The sequence below is a fragment of the Streptomyces sp. NPDC012769 genome, from assembly GCF_042901205.1.
GTDB lineage: Bacteria > Actinomycetota > Actinomycetes > Streptomycetales > Streptomycetaceae > Streptomyces.
In genome coordinates this window covers 99,624-118,928 of record NZ_JBIBCP010000011.1, presented here as the reverse complement: position 1 = coordinate 118,928, position 19,305 = coordinate 99,624, and the positions used below count along the sequence as shown (strand labels likewise).

General features: G+C 68.7%; 19 protein-coding genes and 6 pseudogenes. 9 read left to right on the top strand and 16 right to left on the bottom strand.

Going from position 1 to position 19,305, the window contains the following annotated elements; all coding sequences use genetic code 11:
• Positions 1-571 precede the first annotated feature (571 nt).
• Positions 572-1,822 (top strand): alpha/beta hydrolase domain-containing protein, encoded by a 1,251-nt coding sequence (locus ACFY7C_RS36580; protein ID WP_389659919.1) that lies wholly within the window; start codon positions 572-574, stop codon positions 1,820-1,822.
• A 130-nt stretch (positions 1,823-1,952) separates the two neighbouring features.
• On the opposite strand, the gene ACFY7C_RS36575 is transcribed toward ACFY7C_RS36580, so the two are convergent.
• The 8 genes and pseudogenes from ACFY7C_RS36575 to ACFY7C_RS36540 form a co-directional block, all read right to left on the bottom strand.
• Positions 1,953-2,078 carry a hypothetical protein gene (locus ACFY7C_RS36575; protein ID WP_389659912.1) on the bottom strand — a complete coding sequence of 42 codons (126 nt, stop codon included), beginning with the start codon at positions 2,076-2,078 and terminating at the stop codon, positions 1,953-1,955.
• A gap of 560 nt (positions 2,079-2,638) precedes the next feature.
• Positions 2,639-2,780 (bottom strand): annotated as a pseudogene (locus ACFY7C_RS36570) (IS5/IS1182 family transposase); the annotation flags it as partial.
• Positions 2,781-3,219: 439 nt separating this feature from the next.
• On the bottom strand, positions 3,220-3,939 hold the full coding sequence (locus ACFY7C_RS36565) for an SGNH/GDSL hydrolase family protein (protein WP_389659910.1): 720 nt from the start codon (positions 3,937-3,939) through the stop codon (positions 3,220-3,222).
• Positions 3,936-4,406 (bottom strand): cupin domain-containing protein, encoded by a 471-nt coding sequence (locus ACFY7C_RS36560; RefSeq protein WP_389659907.1) that lies wholly within the window; start codon positions 4,404-4,406, stop codon positions 3,936-3,938. Before ACFY7C_RS36560 ends, ACFY7C_RS36565 begins: the two co-directional genes overlap by 4 nt.
• A gap of 82 nt (positions 4,407-4,488) precedes the next feature.
• Positions 4,489-5,308, bottom strand: a pseudogene (locus ACFY7C_RS36555) (helix-turn-helix domain-containing protein).
• Positions 5,309-5,361: 53 nt separating this feature from the next.
• On the bottom strand, positions 5,362-5,526 hold the full coding sequence (locus ACFY7C_RS36550; protein WP_389659905.1) for a hypothetical protein: 165 nt from the start codon (positions 5,524-5,526) through the stop codon (positions 5,362-5,364).
• 296 nt (positions 5,527-5,822) lie between these two features.
• Positions 5,823-6,047 carry a hypothetical protein gene (locus ACFY7C_RS36545; protein ID WP_389659902.1) on the bottom strand — a complete coding sequence of 75 codons (225 nt, stop codon included), beginning with the start codon at positions 6,045-6,047 and terminating at the stop codon, positions 5,823-5,825.
• A 220-nt stretch (positions 6,048-6,267) separates the two neighbouring features.
• On the bottom strand, positions 6,268-7,074 hold the full coding sequence (locus tag ACFY7C_RS36540; RefSeq protein WP_389659899.1) for a hypothetical protein: 807 nt from the start codon (positions 7,072-7,074) through the stop codon (positions 6,268-6,270).
• A 159-nt stretch (positions 7,075-7,233) separates the two neighbouring features.
• Here ACFY7C_RS36540 and ACFY7C_RS36535 point away from each other — a divergent pair, with 159 nt between their 5' ends.
• The 6 genes from ACFY7C_RS36535 (at position 7,234) to ACFY7C_RS36510 (ending at position 12,213) form a co-directional block, all read left to right on the top strand.
• On the top strand, positions 7,234-7,569 hold the full coding sequence (locus tag ACFY7C_RS36535; protein ID WP_389659897.1) for a hypothetical protein: 336 nt from the start codon (positions 7,234-7,236) through the stop codon (positions 7,567-7,569).
• Positions 7,570-7,813: 244 nt separating this feature from the next.
• On the top strand, positions 7,814-8,041 hold the full coding sequence (locus ACFY7C_RS36530; protein ID WP_389659894.1) for a hypothetical protein: 228 nt from the start codon (positions 7,814-7,816) through the stop codon (positions 8,039-8,041).
• A 1,483-nt stretch (positions 8,042-9,524) separates the two neighbouring features.
• The gene (locus ACFY7C_RS36525; protein ID WP_389659892.1) at positions 9,525-10,262 is read left to right on the top strand and encodes an SDR family oxidoreductase; all 738 of its coding nucleotides are present in this window, start codon (positions 9,525-9,527) and stop codon (positions 10,260-10,262) included.
• A complete protein-coding gene (locus tag ACFY7C_RS36520; protein ID WP_389659889.1) occupies positions 10,259-10,666 on the top strand; it encodes a hypothetical protein in 408 nt (135 codons plus the stop codon). The genes ACFY7C_RS36525 and ACFY7C_RS36520 overlap by 4 nt, the downstream gene beginning before the upstream one ends.
• A gap of 1,047 nt (positions 10,667-11,713) precedes the next feature.
• Complete coding sequence (locus tag ACFY7C_RS36515) at positions 11,714-11,965, top strand: hypothetical protein (RefSeq protein ID WP_389659886.1); 252 nt, start codon at positions 11,714-11,716, stop codon at positions 11,963-11,965.
• Complete coding sequence (locus ACFY7C_RS36510; RefSeq protein WP_389659884.1) at positions 11,962-12,213, top strand: hypothetical protein; 252 nt, start codon at positions 11,962-11,964, stop codon at positions 12,211-12,213. Before ACFY7C_RS36515 ends, ACFY7C_RS36510 begins: the two co-directional genes overlap by 4 nt.
• A gap of 45 nt (positions 12,214-12,258) precedes the next feature.
• Here ACFY7C_RS36510 and ACFY7C_RS36505 read toward each other — a convergent pair.
• From ACFY7C_RS36505 to ACFY7C_RS36485, 5 genes and pseudogenes are all read right to left on the bottom strand, one after another.
• A pseudogene (locus ACFY7C_RS36505) lies at positions 12,259-12,432 on the bottom strand (transposase); the annotation flags it as partial.
• Positions 12,433-12,535: 103 nt separating this feature from the next.
• A complete protein-coding gene (locus ACFY7C_RS36500; RefSeq protein ID WP_389659881.1) occupies positions 12,536-13,033 on the bottom strand; it encodes a hypothetical protein in 498 nt (165 codons plus the stop codon).
• 147 nt (positions 13,034-13,180) lie between these two features.
• A pseudogene (locus ACFY7C_RS36495) lies at positions 13,181-13,583 on the bottom strand (energy-coupling factor ABC transporter ATP-binding protein); the annotation flags it as partial.
• Positions 13,584-13,722: 139 nt separating this feature from the next.
• Positions 13,723-14,607, bottom strand: a complete 885-nt coding sequence (locus tag ACFY7C_RS36490; protein WP_389659878.1) for an SMI1/KNR4 family protein — start codon at positions 14,605-14,607, stop codon at positions 13,723-13,725.
• 56 nt (positions 14,608-14,663) lie between these two features.
• Positions 14,664-15,149: a hypothetical protein gene (locus ACFY7C_RS36485; RefSeq protein ID WP_389659875.1), complete on the bottom strand. Its 486-nt coding sequence runs from the start codon at positions 15,147-15,149 to the stop codon at positions 14,664-14,666.
• Positions 15,150-16,442: 1,293 nt separating this feature from the next.
• Between ACFY7C_RS36485 and ACFY7C_RS36480 the strand changes: the two genes are divergently transcribed.
• Both ACFY7C_RS36480 and ACFY7C_RS36475 read left to right on the top strand, forming a co-directional pair.
• Positions 16,443-16,781: a hypothetical protein gene (locus ACFY7C_RS36480; protein ID WP_389659872.1), complete on the top strand. Its 339-nt coding sequence runs from the start codon at positions 16,443-16,445 to the stop codon at positions 16,779-16,781.
• Positions 16,782-16,877: 96 nt separating this feature from the next.
• Positions 16,878-18,023, top strand: a complete 1,146-nt coding sequence (locus tag ACFY7C_RS36475; protein WP_389659869.1) for an SMI1/KNR4 family protein — start codon at positions 16,878-16,880, stop codon at positions 18,021-18,023.
• 73 nt (positions 18,024-18,096) lie between these two features.
• On the opposite strand, the pseudogene ACFY7C_RS36470 reads toward ACFY7C_RS36475, so the two are convergent.
• From ACFY7C_RS36470 to ACFY7C_RS36460, 3 genes and pseudogenes are all read right to left on the bottom strand, one after another.
• A pseudogene (locus ACFY7C_RS36470) lies at positions 18,097-18,224 on the bottom strand (IS5/IS1182 family transposase); the annotation flags it as partial.
• A 256-nt stretch (positions 18,225-18,480) separates the two neighbouring features.
• Positions 18,481-18,750: pseudogene (locus tag ACFY7C_RS36465) on the bottom strand (transposase family protein); the annotation flags it as partial.
• A gap of 67 nt (positions 18,751-18,817) precedes the next feature.
• On the bottom strand, positions 18,818-19,249 hold the full coding sequence (locus ACFY7C_RS36460) for a hypothetical protein (protein WP_389659866.1): 432 nt from the start codon (positions 19,247-19,249) through the stop codon (positions 18,818-18,820).
• Positions 19,250-19,305 lie beyond the last annotated feature (56 nt).

The window sequence follows — 19,305 nt, the reverse complement described above, 5'->3', positions numbered from 1 at the left end:
CCCTAAACGCCACCGGCACTGCTCGCACCCCGATACTTCCACCGCATCGAAGCGGCGGTGGCTCCGGCCGCACCGCGACTCCCTACGGACCGGTAGCCGTCTAACGAAAGCAGCCGTCGTCACCGCTGACGCACTCCACCTCACCCTGAGCCTGGCAATCCTCCATCGCTGCATGAACAAGTCAAGGACGACAGTCGGCTGCTGAATCCCTGTGACTGAGCTGTTCATGAAATTGTGGCCCCAGACGGCGGAGGCGGTTCGCTCTGTTGGGCGAGGCTGGTAGGCCGTATCGGACCAGGGGTGGTCGGCTGGCTCCAGTGCCGGAGCACCGTATGAGTGCTTCCCGGCGTAGAAGGAGGAGCACCCGATGTTCTGGCAATGGTTCCGATTCAGCGGCCCGGTCACGCTTCAGTGGCGGTCGCAACCCGGCCGACCGGCCGCTCATTCCCATCCCCTCCCGCAGCCTGGGCGCTTCCGCCGGAGGCGGCTCGGGCTATGGGCACTGCTCCTGGCGGCACTCATGTCGGCCCTGCCGGCAACAGGCGTCCAGGCCGTCCCCCGTCATTCCCAGTTGCTTCCGGCGCCCCACGACGCCGCCGACCCCGCGCAGGGCGGGACCGAAGACCGGCTCAGCCGTCCGACGACCACGCCCCTAGGGTCGTTCGGCGGCATCCGTTACGTCCAGTACGACGGCGTGTTCGAAGGCCGGACGTCCACCGGCCGGTTCCGGGTGCCCTACCGGATCAGCGCCCCGGCCGAACCGCACCGCTCCAACGGCACCGTGCTTGTGGAGCCGCCGCACTTCGCGGTGGGCCTCGGTACGCTCAACGTCTACCTCGGCAGGGATTTCGTGTTCCGACGCGGATTCGCACACGCCGGCGTCGGCTGGAGCACGCTCGGCAACCGCATCCTCGACCCGTCCGTCCCCGGCACGTTCATCGAGGGAGGAATCGAGGAGGACGGGGCGAGGGTCGACGACGAGATTATCACCGACTTCGCCAGAGCGCTCTCCTCCGGCGGCCGCTCGATGGTCGGAAAGGTGTCCCGCAAGTACGTCACGGGCTTCTCCGACAGTTCATACCCCATCCTCCGCCTGGTCCATGCCGGCGCCGCTGCGGGCATGTTCGACCTGGCCGTGCCGATCACCACGGAGGGCTTCGACCCGCAGGCCGACCTGGGCGCCGGCCGCTTCGACGGCAAGATCGTCATCGTGAACTCGGAAGCTGACGACCCCACGGACCTGACCGACCGGGGCGCCGCCCTGAACCGCTACCGCTTCTACGTCGTCGCGGGCAGTCCGCACGTGCCGGATCCGCTGGACGCGCCGCTGGACGTCCCGTTCCCGGTGAGGCAGACGACACCGGCCTCCTTCGTCCCCGCGCTGCGCGCGCATTTCCTGCAGGGGCACGACTGGGTCCGCAAGGGATCTCCACCGCCGACGAGCACGCAGTTGCGTACGGAGAACGGCACCGTCGTCCGCGACGCCATCGGCAACGCGATCACCGAGGACCGCACCGGCCGACGGGTGCCCCGGCTGCCGTTCGTCGAACTCGGCGAGGCACGCTACATCCCCGGCTTCGTCGGCAGCTACGACAACCTGCGCACCGTACAGCAACTCGGCTTCAGCTCCCACGAGGCCTACGCCAAGGCCTTCGCCGCCGCAGTCCGCGACTACCAGAAGGCCCGTTACGTCCTGCCCGAGGACGCCGCCGACATGCGCCGGCGGGCACAGCTGTGCCCGCCGCTGACGTTCACCGAAACCTACCGCGACCACTACACCGAGTTCGTCGCGATCCAGCCCTGCACGGCCGCGGCCCGCTGAGCTGCACGGCCGCGTCCACCTGGCCGGTGATGCATAGGCCCGACGAGGTCGTGGACATCCCCTAGAACACGCGCGCCCCTTTCTGCCTCCGGCCCCTCACCGGCCGGGGGTCGGGCCCCGCGCTGCCGGCTTAGTCGAGGATGCCGAGGTCGGTGTCGGGTCGGCCTGTCGCGCACGCGGGGACGGTGCGGTTGCTGAGCAGCGAGCAGCTGGAGAGCCTGTTCGCGGGTGAGGGGCCGGTGTGGCTGACGGCCATGGTGCAGCCGGCGCCGTTCGAGTGGGGGGATCTTGAGGCGGATGCCGCGCAGGATGATCTCTGCCAGCCGTTCCAGGATCTTCAGCTGGCCGGGGTCGTTCGGCGTGTCAAACATGTGTGCTACGAAGATGCGGCCGAACTTCGCGTTGGACCTCGGCTCCGACCCGCAGGCCGTGCCGATTCAGGCCGCTCAGGGCCGACCTGCTCGCCGGCATTCTGCGTCTTGATCTGCCCGACGTCGCCGAGCTGCGCGCCCGTCGAGTCCTCGACCCGCACCCGGCGCCGGCCCGGAGTGTGCGCCGCACACTTGGCATCGACATCGACCCCGCCGCCACGACGCGGTGTCCACCCCGGCCCGCTCGCCCCGCCCGGATCTTCCGGGCGGGGCGTTTTGTGTTTGCCCTGGCCACGACGCTCCTCCGGACCGGGCCGGACCTCGTTCCCGGTGTCGCCCACGGGTGATTCTGGTCCTCGTGTACGCGTGGCGGCTTATGCGGTCTCCATCCAACCCTCTCCAAAAAGGGGGGATTGGCAGCCTTCGGCATGTTGCGGGCGCGGTCCGATCGGCGGGCCGTTTCGAGAGCGAGAGGTTGGCTTCCGTTTCGGGCCCCGGCCGCGTGCTGATGGGCTTGGACCGTGGTCGAGTCCACGCACACGATCGTCCAGCAGCACTCCGACGCCGTCGGAGTGCTGCTGGACATGGTCAGGGTGGGGGAGCCATCTGCTGCGTTGGCAGCGTGCTCCAGGTAGTCGGTGAGGGAGCGGGCCCGCTGGCGGCGTGTGCCGGCGGCGTAGCTGTGTTCCTCCAGGTCGTCGAGGAACGCTCCGGTCGTCTCCAGGGCCGTCTGGTTACGCCTGACAGCCGTACGGGCCTGTGAGCTGCTCTGGGCGTGCTGCCTGGTCAGAGCCCTTCTGACTTGGCTTTGTGCATGACCCGGTCAAGGGCCTGGTGGAGAACTGCCTGGCATTTGGCGGTCTCCTTGTCGAAGCGTGAGGAGCAGTTCCAGCGCCTCACCGCCGGGGCCGCCGGATGGTGGTGCTGTATCGCGATGCGGTCGCCGGGGCCGTACCCCACCGTGCGGCAGGACCTCCGGCGGCGGGGTGGGCCAGTGGCATCCGACTGGCTGTGCGCCGGAACGCGCTACGCGCTCTGGGTCAGCAGACCGGCGTCGATGGCCTCGGCGATAAGGGTGGCGCCGCGGCTGTTCTGGTGGATGTGGTCGGTCGTGAGCACGAGACCTCGCCGTCGCGAGATCGTGTCGAGGCTGCGGCGCAGCACTGCGTGCTGGACGAGGACGCCGACGACCGCTGCGGGCGTCGCCTCCCGGTATGAAATCGGGGGCGGGTCCGCTTGGCGTAGTTCCTCGATCTGGCGTTCGTGGAGCGGAAGGTAGGCCACCTCGTTTGTGGCGGCGACCTCGGCGATCATCCGGCTGTAGGCCTGCGATGCCTGTGCTGCTGCTGCGTCGAGTTGTTGGCCGAGTACCGGTAGCGACAGCAGACCGATCGTCGCGTCGGTCTCCGCTCGCAGCCGTGCGACGACGGCTCCCAGGCACTGTTGGAACCAGCCAGCCGACGGGCGATGGGGGAGTTGTTTGCGCTTCATGGCCTGCTCGATGGGGTAACCGGCAAGGCTCGCTCGGGCGTCGTTGGTCCCGATCAACACGGTGATGACATCGGGTGGGTTCGTGACGACAGTATCGAGGCGCTGCAAGAGGTTGTAGGCGAAGTCGCCGTTGGCGCCGAAACGGGCGAGCTGCACGTCACCGGGAGGGTGGCGTCGTCCGAGAATCTCCAGGTAGTCGACGCTGAACTGCGCGCGGGTGAGGCTGTCGCCGAGGCACGCGATGCGTGTGGTCACGATGCTTCCTCCGGGCTGGGCGTGCCGACGCCTGCGGCCGGGCGGGTGTCGGTCCGAGGACGGTGGTTGGTGCTGGGGGTCGCAGTGATGGCGAGGATGGACGTCGGTCCCTCCATGTCGACCACGTGCCATACCCGGGCCGGACTGATGGTGGCCCCACCCGGCCCGAGCAGTACGCGGTCGGGCACCCCGTCCACGTCGCGGGTGACCGTCACGGGCCCGCTGAGGCCAACGACCAGTTCGTCGCCCGCAGGGTGGCTCTCCCAATGGTCGCCGAGCCCGTCGCCGTCGAAGAGCATCACCATCCGGCCCTCGGCGCCGTCTGCCGCGTCCGCGACGCTGTAGGCCTGGAGCATCTGCGAGTCCCAGGTGAAGCCCTCGACGGGTTTCGCTCTCGATCCCACTCCGAGGTGCACGGGGGTGGTCCGCAGGTCCATGGCATGGCGTTCGTGGTTGACGAGTCTCATGCCGACGATCGTCCACGACAGCGATCGGGCGGTCTTGAAGAAAAGGGAGGAGAAGCCGACGTGAAGGGCAGAGCGTTGGCGGCTACCCGGCTTTGAGGAGGACTTCGCCGCGACGCCAGGCCGTCGGCGATCGGCCCGTGAACTCGCGCCAGTCCCGAACGAGATGGGCCTGGTCGGCGTAGCCAGAGACGGTTGCCACCTCGCCCCACGGGAGCGGGTCCTGCGCTACCGCCAGTTCGTGCGCGTGCTCGAAGCGCAAGACTCGAGCGAAGGTTTTCGGTGACAGGCCCACCTCACCGCGAAACCGCTCGGTGAGGTACCGACGGCTCCAGCCGAGTTCCGCGGCGACCGCACCAACCTGGACGCAACCCCGCGCGGCGACGAGGCGGCGCCATGCCTCGGCTACCTCGGGGCGCACCCAGCGCACATGGTCGCCGCAGGAGCCACGGCCGACAGCTCGGAGGAGCAATTCGTCCAGCACCGTGAACCGCGCCGCCCATGTCGTCGCCGATCGGAGCCGGTCGACCAGCTCTGCGGCAAGCGCTCCGAGAAGCTCGTCAAGTGGGACCAGTCGCGGGCATGCCGTAGATGGCCCGGGCCCCGAGCGGTGTCAGCGATACCTGAACGCCGTGCTGGCGTCCGTCGTGGTGAATGGCGACGGACCGGCGCATCAGACCGCCGGCCACGCTGCTGAATCGAGTGACCGGTGTCCCGTCGTCAACGCCCGTCGCCACCTCCAAAGGATCAGACAGGCTGATCACGGCAGTGAGCGCGCGGCTCGGCGGGCCGCAGTGCACCCCCGTCGGGAGCCCGCGGAGGTCGAAGCCGACATACGAGTCGACGTACTGCCGCAGGGCGGGCGCCGGACGGGCACCGGTCCCGGTGTCCGTGTGTTCCTCCATTTTCGGCAGTGTACGAGCCGCCCAGCCCAGGGAGATCACCGTCCAAGGACTGATCACCGCCGTTTGTGGCTGGTGAGGGTGTGGCCGGGTGCTTCGCGGGGGTGCGGGCGGCTCCCAGGAGTTGTCGGCCCGGCACCGATGACGGGCATGCGGGCGATGAGGGCCGCTTGTATGCCGTTGTCGCTGTTCTCGAAGGCCACGCAGTGGTGCGGTGGCACGGACGATTTCCTGGCGGCCATGAGGTAGGCCACGGTGTCGGGTTGGAGTCGGGGAGACGTGTACTCGGGCGACGACGAGCGGCGAGGGCGGTGTGGATCCGGGAGGCGATGTCGACGGTGTTGCCGACGGGCCGGCGGACGGAGGCTACTTAGAGGAGCTGGTAGGACTGATCGGGGTCCAGGCGCTCGCCGGTGTTGTCGTGCGGCACGTCAAGCCGCCAGGGGGTGCTGGCGAGCGAGGCGAAGACGTGGTACGTGATGCGGCGGACCCGGTCGGTGGTCTCACCTGCTTCTCACTAACTACGGAGGAGTTGTAGGCGTTCGACCAGGCGGGCGATGTACCCCTCCTCGTACTCGCGGCGCTTCTTGTTCTGGTCCCTCTTTGAGTTGAGAAGCGGCAGCAGGTACGTGCTCGTGCTTTCGAAGGAGCGGCAGCTGGCGGCGTACTCGACGTAGGCGGCGCGTCTGATGTCGGCTCGTCGGGCGGTCGCGGTGGCGACCTGGGCCTTCTCTCCCTGCACGTAGCCGAGTCCGGTGCCCAGGAGGCCGGTGGGGGGCCGATAAGGGCGCCGCCGAGGGCTGTGAGACCGGCCGACCGGTGGGCTGAGCGTTCGGCGCCTCCGCGGGACCCGGACGTGGTCTGCCGGTCCATGCCGTAGGCCTACCGCGCGGTGGGGTTGCTGTATCGCGGACGCCTCCGTGTGGCCCCGCCGTGTGGGCGGGGCCGGGGGCGGGGCGGGGTCAGCGGCTGAGCTTTTTGGGGTCGAGGATCTGGTCGGCGGGCGGCGGGGTGGTGTCGACGGGCTTGTTGAAGTCGGTGAACTTCAGGGAGCCGGCGTCGGTGCCGCCGGTGTTGATGATCTCGACGGGGTAAGGCTTGCCGGTCTTGGCGACGTGGACGGTCGTGACTGTGTCTGCGTCGCCGCGGTCGTAGATGACGGCGAGGGGCTGGCCGGCGCGGGTGATGTCGGCGCCGCGGCTGGTGTCGGCGGGTGAGTCGCCCTTGAGTTCGTCGGCGAGCGTGCTGAGGTCGCACATGTCCTTGCGGGTCATGGCCTTGGCGGTCTTCTTGTCGACCTTCATCCAGCGGCCCTTGACAAGTTCGAGGACGGCGTCGGTCTGCTTGGCGGTGAGCTTCTTCTTGTCGGAGGCGAGGGAGGCGCGCCAGAAGGTCTCGTCGCCCTTCATGAAGATGCTGCTGCGGTTCTTGATGATGTCGATGACGCCGGCGCCGGGCTGGGTGATCGTGCCGCGGCAGGAGCCCTTGGTGTCCATGGCCATGTTCACGGTGATGGTGCTGCCGCTGCCGTCGGGTGCGTCGCCGGTGACGCGCAGGGAGGTGACGCTCTTGAGGGCGGTCTTCGCCTTATCGCTGATCTGGGCGCCGGTCAGGCCGTCGAAGGCGTCCTTCGGCTTGGCCGGGCTGGTGCTGGGGGTGTTCTTCGCGCCGGCGTCGGTGTCGGCGGGGCCGCAGGCGGCGGCCGTGGTGGTGATGGTGGCGGTGATGAGCGCGGCCGCGGCGGCGCGGCGGATGGTGCGGTGGTTCACGTGCTGGGTCCCTCCCCTTGTTGAACGCGTTCACGGTATGCGGCGGGGTGGGGCAGACGGGACTGGATTTCCGGCGGAGTGGCCCGGGCTGGCTTCGTGGTCGCTGCGCGGAGCGCGTCGTTTCTGGGGTCACTCCGGTGGGACTGCCACATTCGGGTGGTGCGCGCCGCGACCGGCGGTGCAGGGGGAACGGATCTCGGCGTGTCCAGATGGATTGTGCTTGCCATACCCGTCGACGGTGTCAGCGAGACGGATCGGGACGCTCGAACGCTCAAGGAATTCGACGGCAGTGCGGAGGAAGCCGAAGCGGCCCTGCTGGAGGCGGCGAGCACGTACGAGCACAGCCTTTGGAAGGTGACCCGACGAGAGATCTTCCAGTGCTCCAGCCGGTCCTACTTCCTCCGCCTTCGCGGCCGACTGGCTACGTACGGGTCTATGCTGCAGCTCGCCGAACGGGTCCGCGACACTGCGGAGCCCAAGTCCGCCACCGGCTGACGGGTTAGGGCGCCGGAGTAGGAACTTGCTCCGAGCTCACGAACCGCCCTCTGAAAGTGCCCACACAGCATCTGTGCCGGAACCCGAGAACGGACAGCAGGCGGCCACCACAGGTGACCAGACGGCCCAGGCGGCGAGGACTGCGTCCGCGCCCCGGTGCCGTGCGTCCATCCCGTTTCGGCGTCTCGGGTGGTGAGGTGGGCTCGCCGGCATGCTCATCTTCGGCGTTGCCTAGGATCCGGGGGTGAACGTGAAGCGGGAGCTGAAGGAGCTCGTCAAGGGGTGGGGTTGCTGGCTGGCTGCGGGGTGGCTGGCGGCCGATGACTGGCACGGACGCGGCTTCGGCGACATCGTGTCGTTGGTCGTCTTCGGATCGGTCACCGCGGCGTGCCTGTACTCGACGATCGGCTTCCTGGTTCGCCTCGCGCATGCGGCGGTGCATCGACGTGAGACAGTCGCCGTCGACTCGTAGTGGCGTTCGACCTGAGGCTTGATCTGATCGGCCGGACGATTTCCAGGACATCGGCCTTCTCGACGTAACGGGGCCGTGCGCTGCGCACCCCGCTGATCGGCTGGTTGCCGTGGTGAGCCAGGGCCGCCGCTGTGTCGGACTCACCACGCTCTTCGGCCGCTTACCCCGGTGCTGACCACCGTCGAGCGTGCCGCCCTCGGGCATGTGTCTCCGCTCCACCACGTTCTTCGGCCGGTTACCACGGTGCTGACCACCGCTGGTGAGAGCGCCGAGGAGTGTTCCGTGTCGGTGTGCCGCGCGTGGTGGTGGGAGCGGCGGATCGAGCGTGCCGCCCAGCGAGGCCTCGCGAGTGTCTTTGAGCGCGCTCGCTGCGGATGGTGCCGTGTGGGACTCACCGTTGATGTATGTCCGGGTACGTCGTGAAGGAGTCTCGTGGGGCTGTGGACCGGGCGTTGTCCGGAGTCGCAGCGCGCGGATCAGGCGGCCGAGAGCGCACGTCTGCTCGCGAACGCGGTGAGCGCGGGCGGCGGCTGGAGCGCGGCGGCCGCGGACGGCGCCCTGAGCGCCATCGAGGTCATGGCTGAGGCGTGGGGTGGGGTTCGGTCCGGCGGTCGAAGCGACGCTCGTCGCGGGGACGGCAGCGACGTCCAGCGCCCGCCGGCCGTTCATAGGCCCGGCCCGCACCCGAGCCGAGATCGCCTACGCCCGGTCGCTCGGCAAACCCGTACCCAGGCTCCTGCGGCTTCGGTGGCCAGCCGGGGCGTGGCATGTAAGCTTCACACCCTGTTTACGCAGGCGGATGGCGTGACTTGTGAGGCTATGAGGTTGTGAGGTGGGGCTCGCATCCGTGTTTTCGTATGTCCTGGCCGGGCGCCGTCGACCCGGGGCTTGCCGTTGTCGAGGAGAAGGTCGGGGGTTGTTCGGCGGGGAAGCGAGATTCCTTCCTTGCTTGTACGAGGTGGAGCTGGTGACCCCTTCGCCCCGCCCCGCCCCCGCCCTGCCCCGGCCCCGTGCTCACGCGGTTGTCCACGGCGTGACGCCCTTCGCCCCACCTGGTGTTCCCGGGCGGGGCACCCGCACGTACGGCCCGCACAACGGCGTATCCGCGCCTCGTGCCGACCGCGCGGGGTCAGTGTGCCGCGTCGGTGACTGGGTCCAGCACCCCTGCCGCGTACTGGGTGGGATCGTTGAGCATCGCCGGTGAGGGGGTGAGACTGTCGGCTGCGGAGGTGAACGGCGCACTGGGGCTGCTGGCCTGGGCCGGCGAGGAGCTGGTCGGCGTGCTGGTGCCGAGACGTCGAACGGCCGGTTTGCGGGATTCGCATCATCGCCGTCCCCGATGAACTGCGGCTGTCACATTCGGCGGGCGTATCCGGTTCTTGTCGGGTGACTGCCCATTGCCGGATTCGGCGTGTGGCGGTGACCTGGCAGCCGCGCGAGGCCGGAGGACCGGCATTGCGCTCTTAGTGAAGGATTTCTCCCCGTGACGAACCAGATCCCGGTGACGGACGGTGTCGGCCGGCTCGGCCGCGCGCTCGGGCCACAGCTTCTGTCGGACGGTCATGCCGTCCGCGTGCTGAGCCGCAAGCCGCCATCGGATGTGCAGACGTGGCGCGGTGTCCTACTCACTGGCGTGGGCCTGGAGGAGGCAGTCGACGGTGTCGGTGTGATGGTCCACTGCGCGACCGGTAACGACCGTGCGGACATCACTGCCACGCGCAACCTCATCCGGACGGCGGTGCGAGCCGGACGCCCGTACCTGATTTATGTGTCCCTCGTCGGCGTCGGTCAGGTAGACGTGGCTTACTACCGGGCGAAGCCGGCCTGCGAGCAGCTGGTGGAACGCTCCGCCCTGCCGTGGACGATCCGGCGTAGGACCCAGTTCCACGAGCTCAGCGTCTGGATGTGCACGAGCCGGCGCCGGCTGCCGATGATCGTGATGCCCAGCGGGGTCGGCTTCCGGCCCGTCGACGCCGGCGAGGTGGCCGCCGGCCTGGCCATGCCGGCCGGCGCGCCACCGACCGGCCGGATGGTGGAGATGGGCGGGCCCGAGGTACGCCCCGCCGCCGATCTGGCCTGCCCCTACGCTCGCTCGCGTTCCAGGCGCCGGCCGGTGGTGCCGATGCCGGGGGCTGGCATCCGCAGCTACCGCGAAGGGGTACATCTGACCCCTGAGCACGCCGACGGACGCAGCACCTTCGAGCAGTTCCTCGCCGCATGAGTGCCCGGACCTGGCTGCGGGCGGGCCTGGCCTTCCTCGCCGTGACGCAGTTCGCCGTGGGGGGTTGGGCTCTGTTGTCACCCCGCTCGTTCTTCGACATCCCGTGGGTGGGGATGCGCATGCCGTACAACGCGCATCTGATGATGGACTACGGCGCGATGAGCCTGGCCACGTCGGTGGTGCTGGGCGTGAGCTTTTTCATCGTACGGCGGAGCATGGCCCGTACGGCGCTCGCCGTGTACCTGGTGTTCGCCGCGCCGCACCTCGTGATCCACCTCCAGCTGCTGCACCATCTCACGCCCGGCGAACGTGTGCCGTTGCTGGCCGCACTCACGGCAGCCGTCGTGATCCCGCTGGCGCTGCTTGCGCTCACCAGCCGGCTCGACAAGGAGTACGCGGTGTAGCTGTGGACGGGGACGGGGACGGGGACGGGGGACGGGGGACGGCGGGACGGAGAGCCTTTGCTGCTCCAGTTTCGGCGGTCGGGCCACCGGGCGCTGTGGGCGAGGAGGTAGTCCTCCAACTCCGCGAATGGGCCCTCGCAGCCGGCGCACATCGACTCGGCCGTCTCCGGCGCGCCCTGAAACTTTGGGCAGAGCTGCCCGGGGGCGGCTCGGTCGAGGAGTGCTCGTACGAGCTGGGCGAGCCTGAGGAGGCACTGCAAATGCCGTGACGAGCGGCAGGGTATCTCCCGGCACGGGCGGCTTGGCCCGGTCCGGGCTCGCGGTGACGTCCCGGCAGGAGCTCTCTGGCGATCCGCACGTCGGCCTCGGTCGGCGGGGACGTCGGTGAAGTCCCAGCCGTGGCAGCCCAGCGGCCTGGCCCCTCTCGCCGGCCTCGCCGGAGCCTTGCGTGAAGACCAGCACCCCGTTCGCCTGTAATCACCATCCCTACAACTCCGGCGCCCACGAAGGCCCATCACCGACGTCAAGCTGCAGTAACGGCTGATGGCCGGCCGCTCTGGTGTCCCTCGCCTCCGCCATCGCGTCGTACTGATCGCCCACCTCCGCCGCCGCTATGCGGAGCGGCCGAACGGCCCTTGCGGGTGATGCCTGTGACGCGCTGGACCGATGGCCTGCGGGCCGCGGAAAGCAGCTGGCGGCTGGCTACTGGTGCCGTGCAGATTGACCTTGCTGATTTGGCGAGAGGTTGGGGCACGGATGGCATCGGGCAGGCCGCAGACGGACGGCAACGGAGGGGGAGACGGCAACGACGTCCACGGGCGCTGGTTGCGGCTGCTCAATCGCTCCACGGGAGACCCCGACTACCGGGATGAATGGTTCGACGAGCAGTGCGGCGGATGCCGGTTCTGGACTCCGCTGAGTAGCCGTTGTCTTTCCGGACTTGATCGGTGGGTTTCCGCTGGTCAGGCGTGAACTCCGTGGCATCGAGGATGAGTCGGGCCGTCACGTCTGTCGGTTATGACACGGACGTTCTCGATGGCTTCGGTCATGGGCTTGTTGGAAGCGCGCGAGACGGCTGCGCAAGTGCGGGTCGAAGAGCTCCGCGAGGAGGCGGAGCGGGTGCTGGCCGAGCTTGCGAAGGCGGAGGCGGTGCTGGAGCGGCGGGCCATCGCCCGCGTGGAGCTGGCCGAGGCCCTGTCCGGGCCGGAGCCGGAGGCCGACCACCCGCCGGAGCCGCCGCCGGCCGTTGCCGTGGCCCCGGTGGCGGGGTCGGTGGTGCCGCACTGGCGTTGGGCATGACGTTGGCGGTGCTCGCGCCGGACTACCAGCGGCTGGTGGGCATGCTGGAGGCGGAGGCGGAGGCGGAGGCGGAGACGGAGGCGGGCGGGTCCGGGCTGTGGGCACGGGAGTTGGCCGCACGGCTGGGCCTGGAAACGGTGTCGGCGAAGGTCGAGGGGGTGCGCTCGAAGGTGAAGCGGCTGGTGGAGCGGGGTTGGCTGGCCGAGGAGCGTCCCGGGGTGTTCACGCCGCGGCGGGCGGCCGGGTGACGTCTCGGGTCCGGTGGCGGGCGAGGCGGCGTCCCGTGCGCATGGTCATCGACCACAGGGCGGCGGCTTCGCTGCTTTCGGCCGGGTCTCGTAGTCCCGGGCAAGGCGCCGCGAGCGCATCAGCCAGCTCAGCGTCCTCTCCACCACCCACCTGCGTGGAAGCACCACGAACCCGCTCATGTTGTCGGTGCGTTTGACGATCTGAAGGGTAAGCCGCCCTGGACGTCCCCTTGACCCACACTTCCTTTCGTACGACCGTCTCCAACGGTGCGACGCGAGGGGAGAAGGCCGGATTCCGGGGTCAGGGGGACGTCGGGGTCTGTCAGGCGAGGTGGATCGTGAAGCGCCTCACGACCTTGGGGGTTGTGGCGATCGTCTCGGAGTGGACCCAGCCGCGAGCCTTCTTGTACTCCCCGGTGCCGCCGGTGATCGCGCTGTCGAAGGGACCCTGGTCGATGTAGTTGAAGTACACCCCCTGCGTGGTGAGCTGGCCGCCCGGAAGGGTGTAGGTCACGAGGCACTGCTCCGCTTCGTCAGCGCCGCCCCGGGTGGTGGTGCAGGAGCCGTGGGTCTCGCCGACCTTGTTGTGCGCCTCGTCGAAGAGGTCCGAGCGGACGACGACTTGATCGCCCTGCGAGACGCTGCCGGGGGTGACGGGGAAGCGGGTCAGCTGCTGCACCTCGGCCAGGACTGTGATGATCCGGCCCTTGTCCCCGGCCTGGGCGGTACCGGTGTCCGTCGCGGCGGCCGCGAGGGGGGTGCAGGCGAGGAGGGTGACCAGCGTGGCCGTGCCGAGGAAGGCAGCTCTGATGGGGCGCATCATGCGACTCCTGAGGTTGATGTTCGGGAATGACCGGATGGTGATCTTTCATCCGATTTTGTTCAATTACCTTCATACCCTCGGCTCTGCCGCACAGCGGAGCGCCCCGGCATGAACCACCGGCACATCCAGCCGGTCGGACCAAAGTCAGGCGGCGGAGCTCGGCACGAAGGCGAACGGCAGCTGCAGGCGATGCCGGGCCAAGAACTCTGTCGGGGACGATCCCGCCCGGCGGCCCGTCGGCGGCGATGGCGCCCTCGCCGAGGATGACCGAGCGCGGGCAGAGCTCCAGGGCGTACGGCAGGTCGTGGGTGACCATGAGGACGGTGACGTCCAGGGAGCGCAGGATGTCGGCGAGCTCGCGGCGCGAGGCCGGGTCCAGGTTGGAGGACGGCTTGTCGAGGACGAGGATCTCCGGCCCCATGGCGAGGGCCGTGGCGACGGCGACCCTGCGGCGCTGCCCGACGGAGAGGTGGTGCGGGGGCCGGTCGGCGAAGTCCGGCATCCCGACCTTCTCCAGAGCGCGCAGGACCACCGCCTCCAGCTCGGTGTCGGCGTACTCGCCTATGTGGCTCTGGCAAGAATTTCGTGGCTGGAGATCATCTCGTTGGGCTTGGCAGTCAGTTCGCTAACGGGCGGCTCAGTTGACCGGCTGTTTGTGTGGTCGAAATCGCCGCCACTGCCCTGGGCTATTCGTCTTCGTCCGTGGCGGTGTCCCACGTTGGTAGGGATCTTCCGGCCGCAGTCGTGATCTGGAGAACCTCACACCCCATGAGCTGCGCAGCGGCGAAGAGACGTTGCCGGACCTGTTCGCTGTCTTCAGGCGGGAAGCCGATCCGTATCTGGTGTGGGCGGGACGCGTCGTAGGTGAGCAGCCAGTCGGTGTCGACGGTCGCGAAGTGGTCCTGTCTTGACTCGTCGGACGCGGAGCGCCACGACCCCCGGTCCGTGGTGGGAGCCAGTGCCTCGCGAAGTCGCCGCAGACGCTCAGGGTGGGCAGTGGGGCCATCGGACAGGCGCAGGCACCGGTGGATGCGGGGGCGGAAGGCGTTGAACCATGGCGCCAGGCCCGGTTCCATGTCCATGAGCAGACGAGAGCCAATATGCCCGCCGGCCCAGCCTTCGATGAAAGCTGCCGCTCTCATGGGATGAGTCTCATACCAGCCCTCGCTGCTCCACACCACGACAGGCCAGTCGTCAGGGGACCCCCTGGCAAGCCAGCACAGTCGGTCGGCATCCATCGTGGTGCCCCAGACGAGCAGTGCACCGGGAGCCGGGTGCAGCGGATACGGGTAGCGATCGCGATCCCGTTCGAGGGATCCCGTGAGGCGGGCGCTTTGCCACTCGATGCCGTTGTGCTCGCTCGAACCGAACGGTGTTCGGAGGTAGAGGAAATCGCAGAACTCTCCCCACCCGTAGGTCTCGACGAGCCGTTTGTAATCGCCGGGAAGCCGAGTGCCGATCGTCATCTCCGCAGCAGTCCAGTCTCCGTGAGCGTCCACAGGTTCGGCGGGCGGCACCACGAGCCCGACCAGCCGATCGCAGTCGGCTGCGATTGTCTTCGAATCAGCCATGAGGGCAGCGTATGCCCCACTCCAAGGAGCGCTGGCTAGATTTTCCTAGCCGGAGATCATCTCGGGAGGCGGTCCGCGTAGCGGCGGCGGAGGTGGGCGATCAGGACGACGCGGTGGCGGAGGAGAGGGACGCCGGCGCGGCCGCCCATCAGGCGTTTTTGCAGCTTGACGTCGGTGATGCGGTCTCCGTTGACGCCGGAGTTGTAGGCGGTGCTGATTCCCTGTGCGACGGCATGGCGGTCTTCGTGAAGGGCTGCGGCGAGACCGACCAGAGGCGCCAGGCCGCTGCCGGCGAGGTCGTCCAGCCAGTCCGGGAGGGGTGTCGCGTCGCGGTTGTCGAGCATGGCGGCGAACCGGCGGAGCAGATCGTGAGTTTGCCTGAGTTCAGGGCAGTGCTTCAGGAGCCGGGGCAGGCGGTCGTTGATGTGGAGGTTGCGGCGGTGCGGGTGGGTGGTGATCCAGCGGGTGGCTTCGCGTGGTGAGGGCAGCCGCTCGCGTGGTTCGTCCAGGGGCAGGCCCCGTCTGAGGGGTGCGACGGACACGTTCACGCGCTGGTAGTGGCCGAGGTAGCCCTTGGCCTGGAGTTCCTCGTGCAGGATCTTCGCGCTGTGCTGTCCCTCGTCCCAGCGTTGCTGCAGGTAGTCGAGGTAGGGGTCCAGGGTGGAAGGCTTGCGGGGCGGGCGCCGCGCAACCTCCTGCCGGGTGCCGGCCCGGACATATTGCCGACTGTGTGGCGGTCCAGGCCGAGCTCGCGGGCCGCCGAGCTGTGGCTCCGTCCGGTGCGGTCAGGGCCTGAACGGCATCGAACAGTCGGCGGGCGTGTCGTGCGGCCCGACTGTCCTCCGTGGACTTCCCGGCGGTCTCCTCGGCCGGTGTGGGACCGCTCTCGCCGGCCGGGGGAAGGGCTGCGGGCAGGCAGCCGCGGTGGGCGGAGGCGATGTCCTGGACGCGGCGGGAGAGGCCCTGCCAGAGGTGGAAGCGGTCGCTGACCTGTACCGCATCGGGGGCGCCGCCCGTAATGCCCTACCGGTAGGTGAGGGAACCGTCGCGGCAGGCGATCTCGACACCAGGTGCTGGCGGAGCCACCGGCTGAGCTGGTCGGCATCGCGGCCTTCCCAGGGGGTGAGCGGGTGTCGGGTGGTGGCGTCGACCAGGAGGGTGCCGTAGGTGTCGCCGTAGAGCGCGAAGTCGTCCACACCCAGCACCCGAGGCGTCACCAGCGGCGGAAGAGGTACCCGCATCAGCTGGGACAGGACGGTGCACCGCGAGAGCCTGATGTTCAAGATCCGCAGCATCCGGGCACCGCCCCGGCCCGCCAGCACCACACCGACGTCCTCCACCAGCCGCTGCAACTGCGGCGTCCGCCGCTGGTAGCGCATGGTCAGCCCCACCACCTGTTCGGCGAAGGTCACCTTCGGGCACGCCGCGTTCTCGCAGTAAAGACGGCGTACGGACAAGTCGATACGCACCGGCCGACCCCCGAGAGTGACGTCGGCGAGGCACCGTACGTAGCGGCTATGGCACCACCCGCTGAGCCGGCCGCAACCCGTACATGCCGCGGGAATACCGGACCTCGTACAAGCACGAACCGCCACGTCCGCATCAGAGACATCAACCGACAGGACCAGCACCTCGGCCAACTGCAGCAGCAGCCTGGCCAGTTCAATAGAGCACAACTACAGGCTGCCCGCGCTGCGGACCGGTCGCCCGTGTCACCGAGATGATCTCCGGCTACGAAATTCTTACCAGAGCCACGTTCACGTGTACGCCGACATTCGGCGCCCCGGACGCCCGACGCGGCCGTGCCGAAGGCCACGTCCTGGCGGACGGCCGGTATGAACAGCTGGTCGTCGGGGTCCCGGAAGACGATGCCGACCTTCCGCCGGATCTCGGTCGTGTGCTTCTCGCCGACGAGCAGCCTGGAGCTCCGCGAGGAGGCGGAGCAGGTGCTGGCGGAGCTTGCGAAGGCGGAGGCGGTGCTGGAGCGGTGGGCCATCGCCCGTGTGGAGCCGGCCGAGGCCCTGTCCGGGCCGGAGTCGGAGGCCGGCCACCCGCCGGAGTTGGTGTCGGCAAAGGTGGAGGGGGTGCGGTCGAAGTTGAAGCGGCTGGTGGAGCGGGGCTGGCTGGCCGAGGAGCGTCCCGGGGTGTTCATGCCGCGGCGGGCGGCCGGGTGACGTATCGGCTCCGATGGCGGGCGAGGCGGCGTCCCGTGAGCAAGCCGGTGAGCGACGATCACGCTGTTGTCAGTCGCTGGCTCTAAGGTCGGAATCATGACATCAGACCTGGTCCGTGACTCGTGGACTCGCATCGACGCGTGGCTGCGCGAGCACGCGCCCCGCACTTTTGCCACGCTTCGGTCGCCTGCAGGAGACGAGGAGATCACAGCAGCGCAACGGGAACTGGGGGTCACCTTTCCTCCGGACCTGGTCGCTTCACTCCTCCGGCACAACGGGGCGCTGGAGGGACCTGAGGCTTTCCGGTTCAGCTCGGGCGACCGGCTGCTCGGAGTGAGCGGAATCCTTGGGGACACCGGCTTCATGCGCGGTATCGACCAAGGCCTCGACGGGGAGACCGAGGGCTACTGGCTTCACGACTACGTGAAGTTCGGTTCCTACGACGTGACGTCGGACGGCCTTGTGGTGGACTGCCGTAGTGGGCGGGACTCCTTCGGTGTGATCGGGCGGTTCTTCGACGAGACCGGCACCAGTTTCGGGGAGGCCGACTCGCTGGGCGAATATCTGGCCAAAGAGGCCGACCAGCTTGAGCGAGGCCCGGACGCCGGCATCGTCACGTTCAACGGCCGGCTGTTCCGGGATGACCCTCTGCCTGCCAGGCCGAAGTGCAGTGCCGACGAGCCCCTTCCCGCACCGGATGAGCAGCTGCCAGAGCTGGACCTGTCCTACAGCCCCACCGACCTCCTCCACGTGAGCTACCTGGACGGACACGAGGAACTCGGTGCACTGATCGCGACCCTGCCATATGAGCGGGTGGCCGAAGCCGCGCGGAAGCAGGTGCGCAGACTGGCGGTCGACACAGACCTGAACAACTACCCAGAGGTCAAGGCGGCCCTGAACGCGTGGGAGCGCGGTGAGGCCCCGCCACAGCCGGACCAGACCGGCCCGCTCGCCTTGCGACTCCGCGCGGTGCTCGCGCAGGCCGACACCGGACGGGACCGCACGCGCAGGTGGGCAGCCGAGCAGATAGCGCTCGGGATATGGGGGTCCCCTTACAGGTCCGTGTGCGAGAGCGCAAACATGCGAAGCCACTTCACTCTCGACTGGCGGGCGGATCTGCATGCGGACCTGGGGCATCCGCCACTGCCGCCTCTAGCTGACGACCGATTTTGGGGGGCGCTGCGCAACCCCGCCATCGACTCCAGTTGGTACGCGGCTCAGTACACCCAAGATCAGGACTGACCCCAAGGGGTTTGGTTCCGCGTGAGCGCTTCATACGGCGGATATCACCAGACGAAGCGCTCAACGAGCTTCTTCAGCGCTGCCGCTCGAACGTGAGGACGGCCGCGACGATTGCGTCATGCGGTTGGGGCTGCACCGGGAACTACGGCGGATCCGCCAGGATTTCGGCATCGCGACACCGCGTTCAACGGGCGCTCGTGCTCGGTTTTGTTCACGAGTTACGAGAGTGCCTGTAGCTCAGCGGCGAGAGCGGCCTCTTCCACGGGAGAGTGATGTCGTCGAGTTTTGAGAGCACCTTGATGCAAGGTCGATCTGTACGCGGCGATCCGCCGTGATGCGCGCCAACGGCTGTCGAACCGTGCTGTCCGGCGGAAGTGCGGCGTCGGGTTCCTGACGGTGCAGAAGGCGAGGTCGTCGGCCTGGCCGGAGCCGCGGAACAGGAACCGCCGCCAGGCTTCGTCGACATTCGCTCTCCGTTCTCACCTACGAAGCCACGTGCTGCAGTCAACGCCCGGTTGCGGGTCCTTTCAGTAGATGTGCGTTCTTGGCGTGGCTTGCGTTTGATGCTGGTCGTCAGCCGCGGCCCGGTGCCTTCGTAGGCGAGGTCGGCCGGTATGGGAAAGCCCTGGCGCTCGCAGATCCGGATGATCCGGTGGGTGCGGGCGGCGGCCAGGTCGTGTGTGCGGCCCGGCGAGGCGGGCGAGAGCCATCGGTGGCGCCCCGGGGGGCGTGGTGGCCGGCGGGTGAGCCTGAGGCGCTCTCCCGCCGGTGGCGCCGTCCAAGGGCCCTCCGTGTCAGCGAGGCTGCCGCGCGCGGTGGTAGCGCTGGGCCAGCCGGGCCAGGGCCACCGCGCCGAGCAGGAGCCCCAAGTCGCGCAGCGCGATGTAGTGCCCGGGGATGATCAGCAGGTTGACGATGATGCCGGCCAGCCAGCCGGCGACCAGCCAGCCTCCGAAGCGCGGGGCAGCGGCGACGACGAGGCCCGCGACGATCTCGATGACACCGACGGCGTACATGGCGGCTTGGGCGCTGCCGGGAACGAGGTCGTTGATCCACGGCGCAAGGTAGACGGGCCACTCCACGAGCAGGTTGGCGAACTTGTTCAGTCCGAACAGGATCGGCGCCACGGTGAACCCGGTGCGCAGGACGAGGAACGCCTGGTATCCGGGGTCGGCGAGCGCAGCGTGCCGGGTGCTGGGGATGGGGGCTGTGGTGGTGGAGGACATGGCGCGTCCTTCCTTCTGTCTCTCTATCAGCAACTCATATGGACAATAGAAGCGCG

Coding starts and splice junctions, on each gene's coding strand:
- ACFY7C_RS36490 (WP_389659878.1), bottom strand. CDS start 14,607: ATGGCTGATTCGAAGACAATCGCAGCCGACTGCGATCGGCTGGTCGGG.
- ACFY7C_RS36520 (WP_389659889.1), top strand. CDS start 10,259: ATGAGTGCCCGGACCTGGCTGCGGGCGGGCCTGGCCTTCCTCGCCGTG.
- ACFY7C_RS36480 (WP_389659872.1), top strand. CDS start 16,443: ATGAACAGCTGGTCGTCGGGGTCCCGGAAGACGATGCCGACCTTCCGC.
- ACFY7C_RS36475 (WP_389659869.1), top strand. CDS start 16,878: ATGACATCAGACCTGGTCCGTGACTCGTGGACTCGCATCGACGCGTGG.
- ACFY7C_RS36560 (WP_389659907.1), bottom strand. CDS start 4,406: ATGAGACTCGTCAACCACGAACGCCATGCCATGGACCTGCGGACCACC.
- ACFY7C_RS36575 (WP_389659912.1), bottom strand. CDS start 2,078: ATGGCCGTCAGCCACACCGGCCCCTCACCCGCGAACAGGCTCTCCAGC.
- ACFY7C_RS36500 (WP_389659881.1), bottom strand. CDS start 13,033: ATGCGCCCCATCAGAGCTGCCTTCCTCGGCACGGCCACGCTGGTCACC.
- ACFY7C_RS36515 (WP_389659886.1), top strand. CDS start 11,714: ATGGGCTTGTTGGAAGCGCGCGAGACGGCTGCGCAAGTGCGGGTCGAA.
- ACFY7C_RS36460 (WP_389659866.1), bottom strand. CDS start 19,249: ATGTCCTCCACCACCACAGCCCCCATCCCCAGCACCCGGCACGCTGCG.
- ACFY7C_RS36510 (WP_389659884.1), top strand. CDS start 11,962: ATGACGTTGGCGGTGCTCGCGCCGGACTACCAGCGGCTGGTGGGCATG.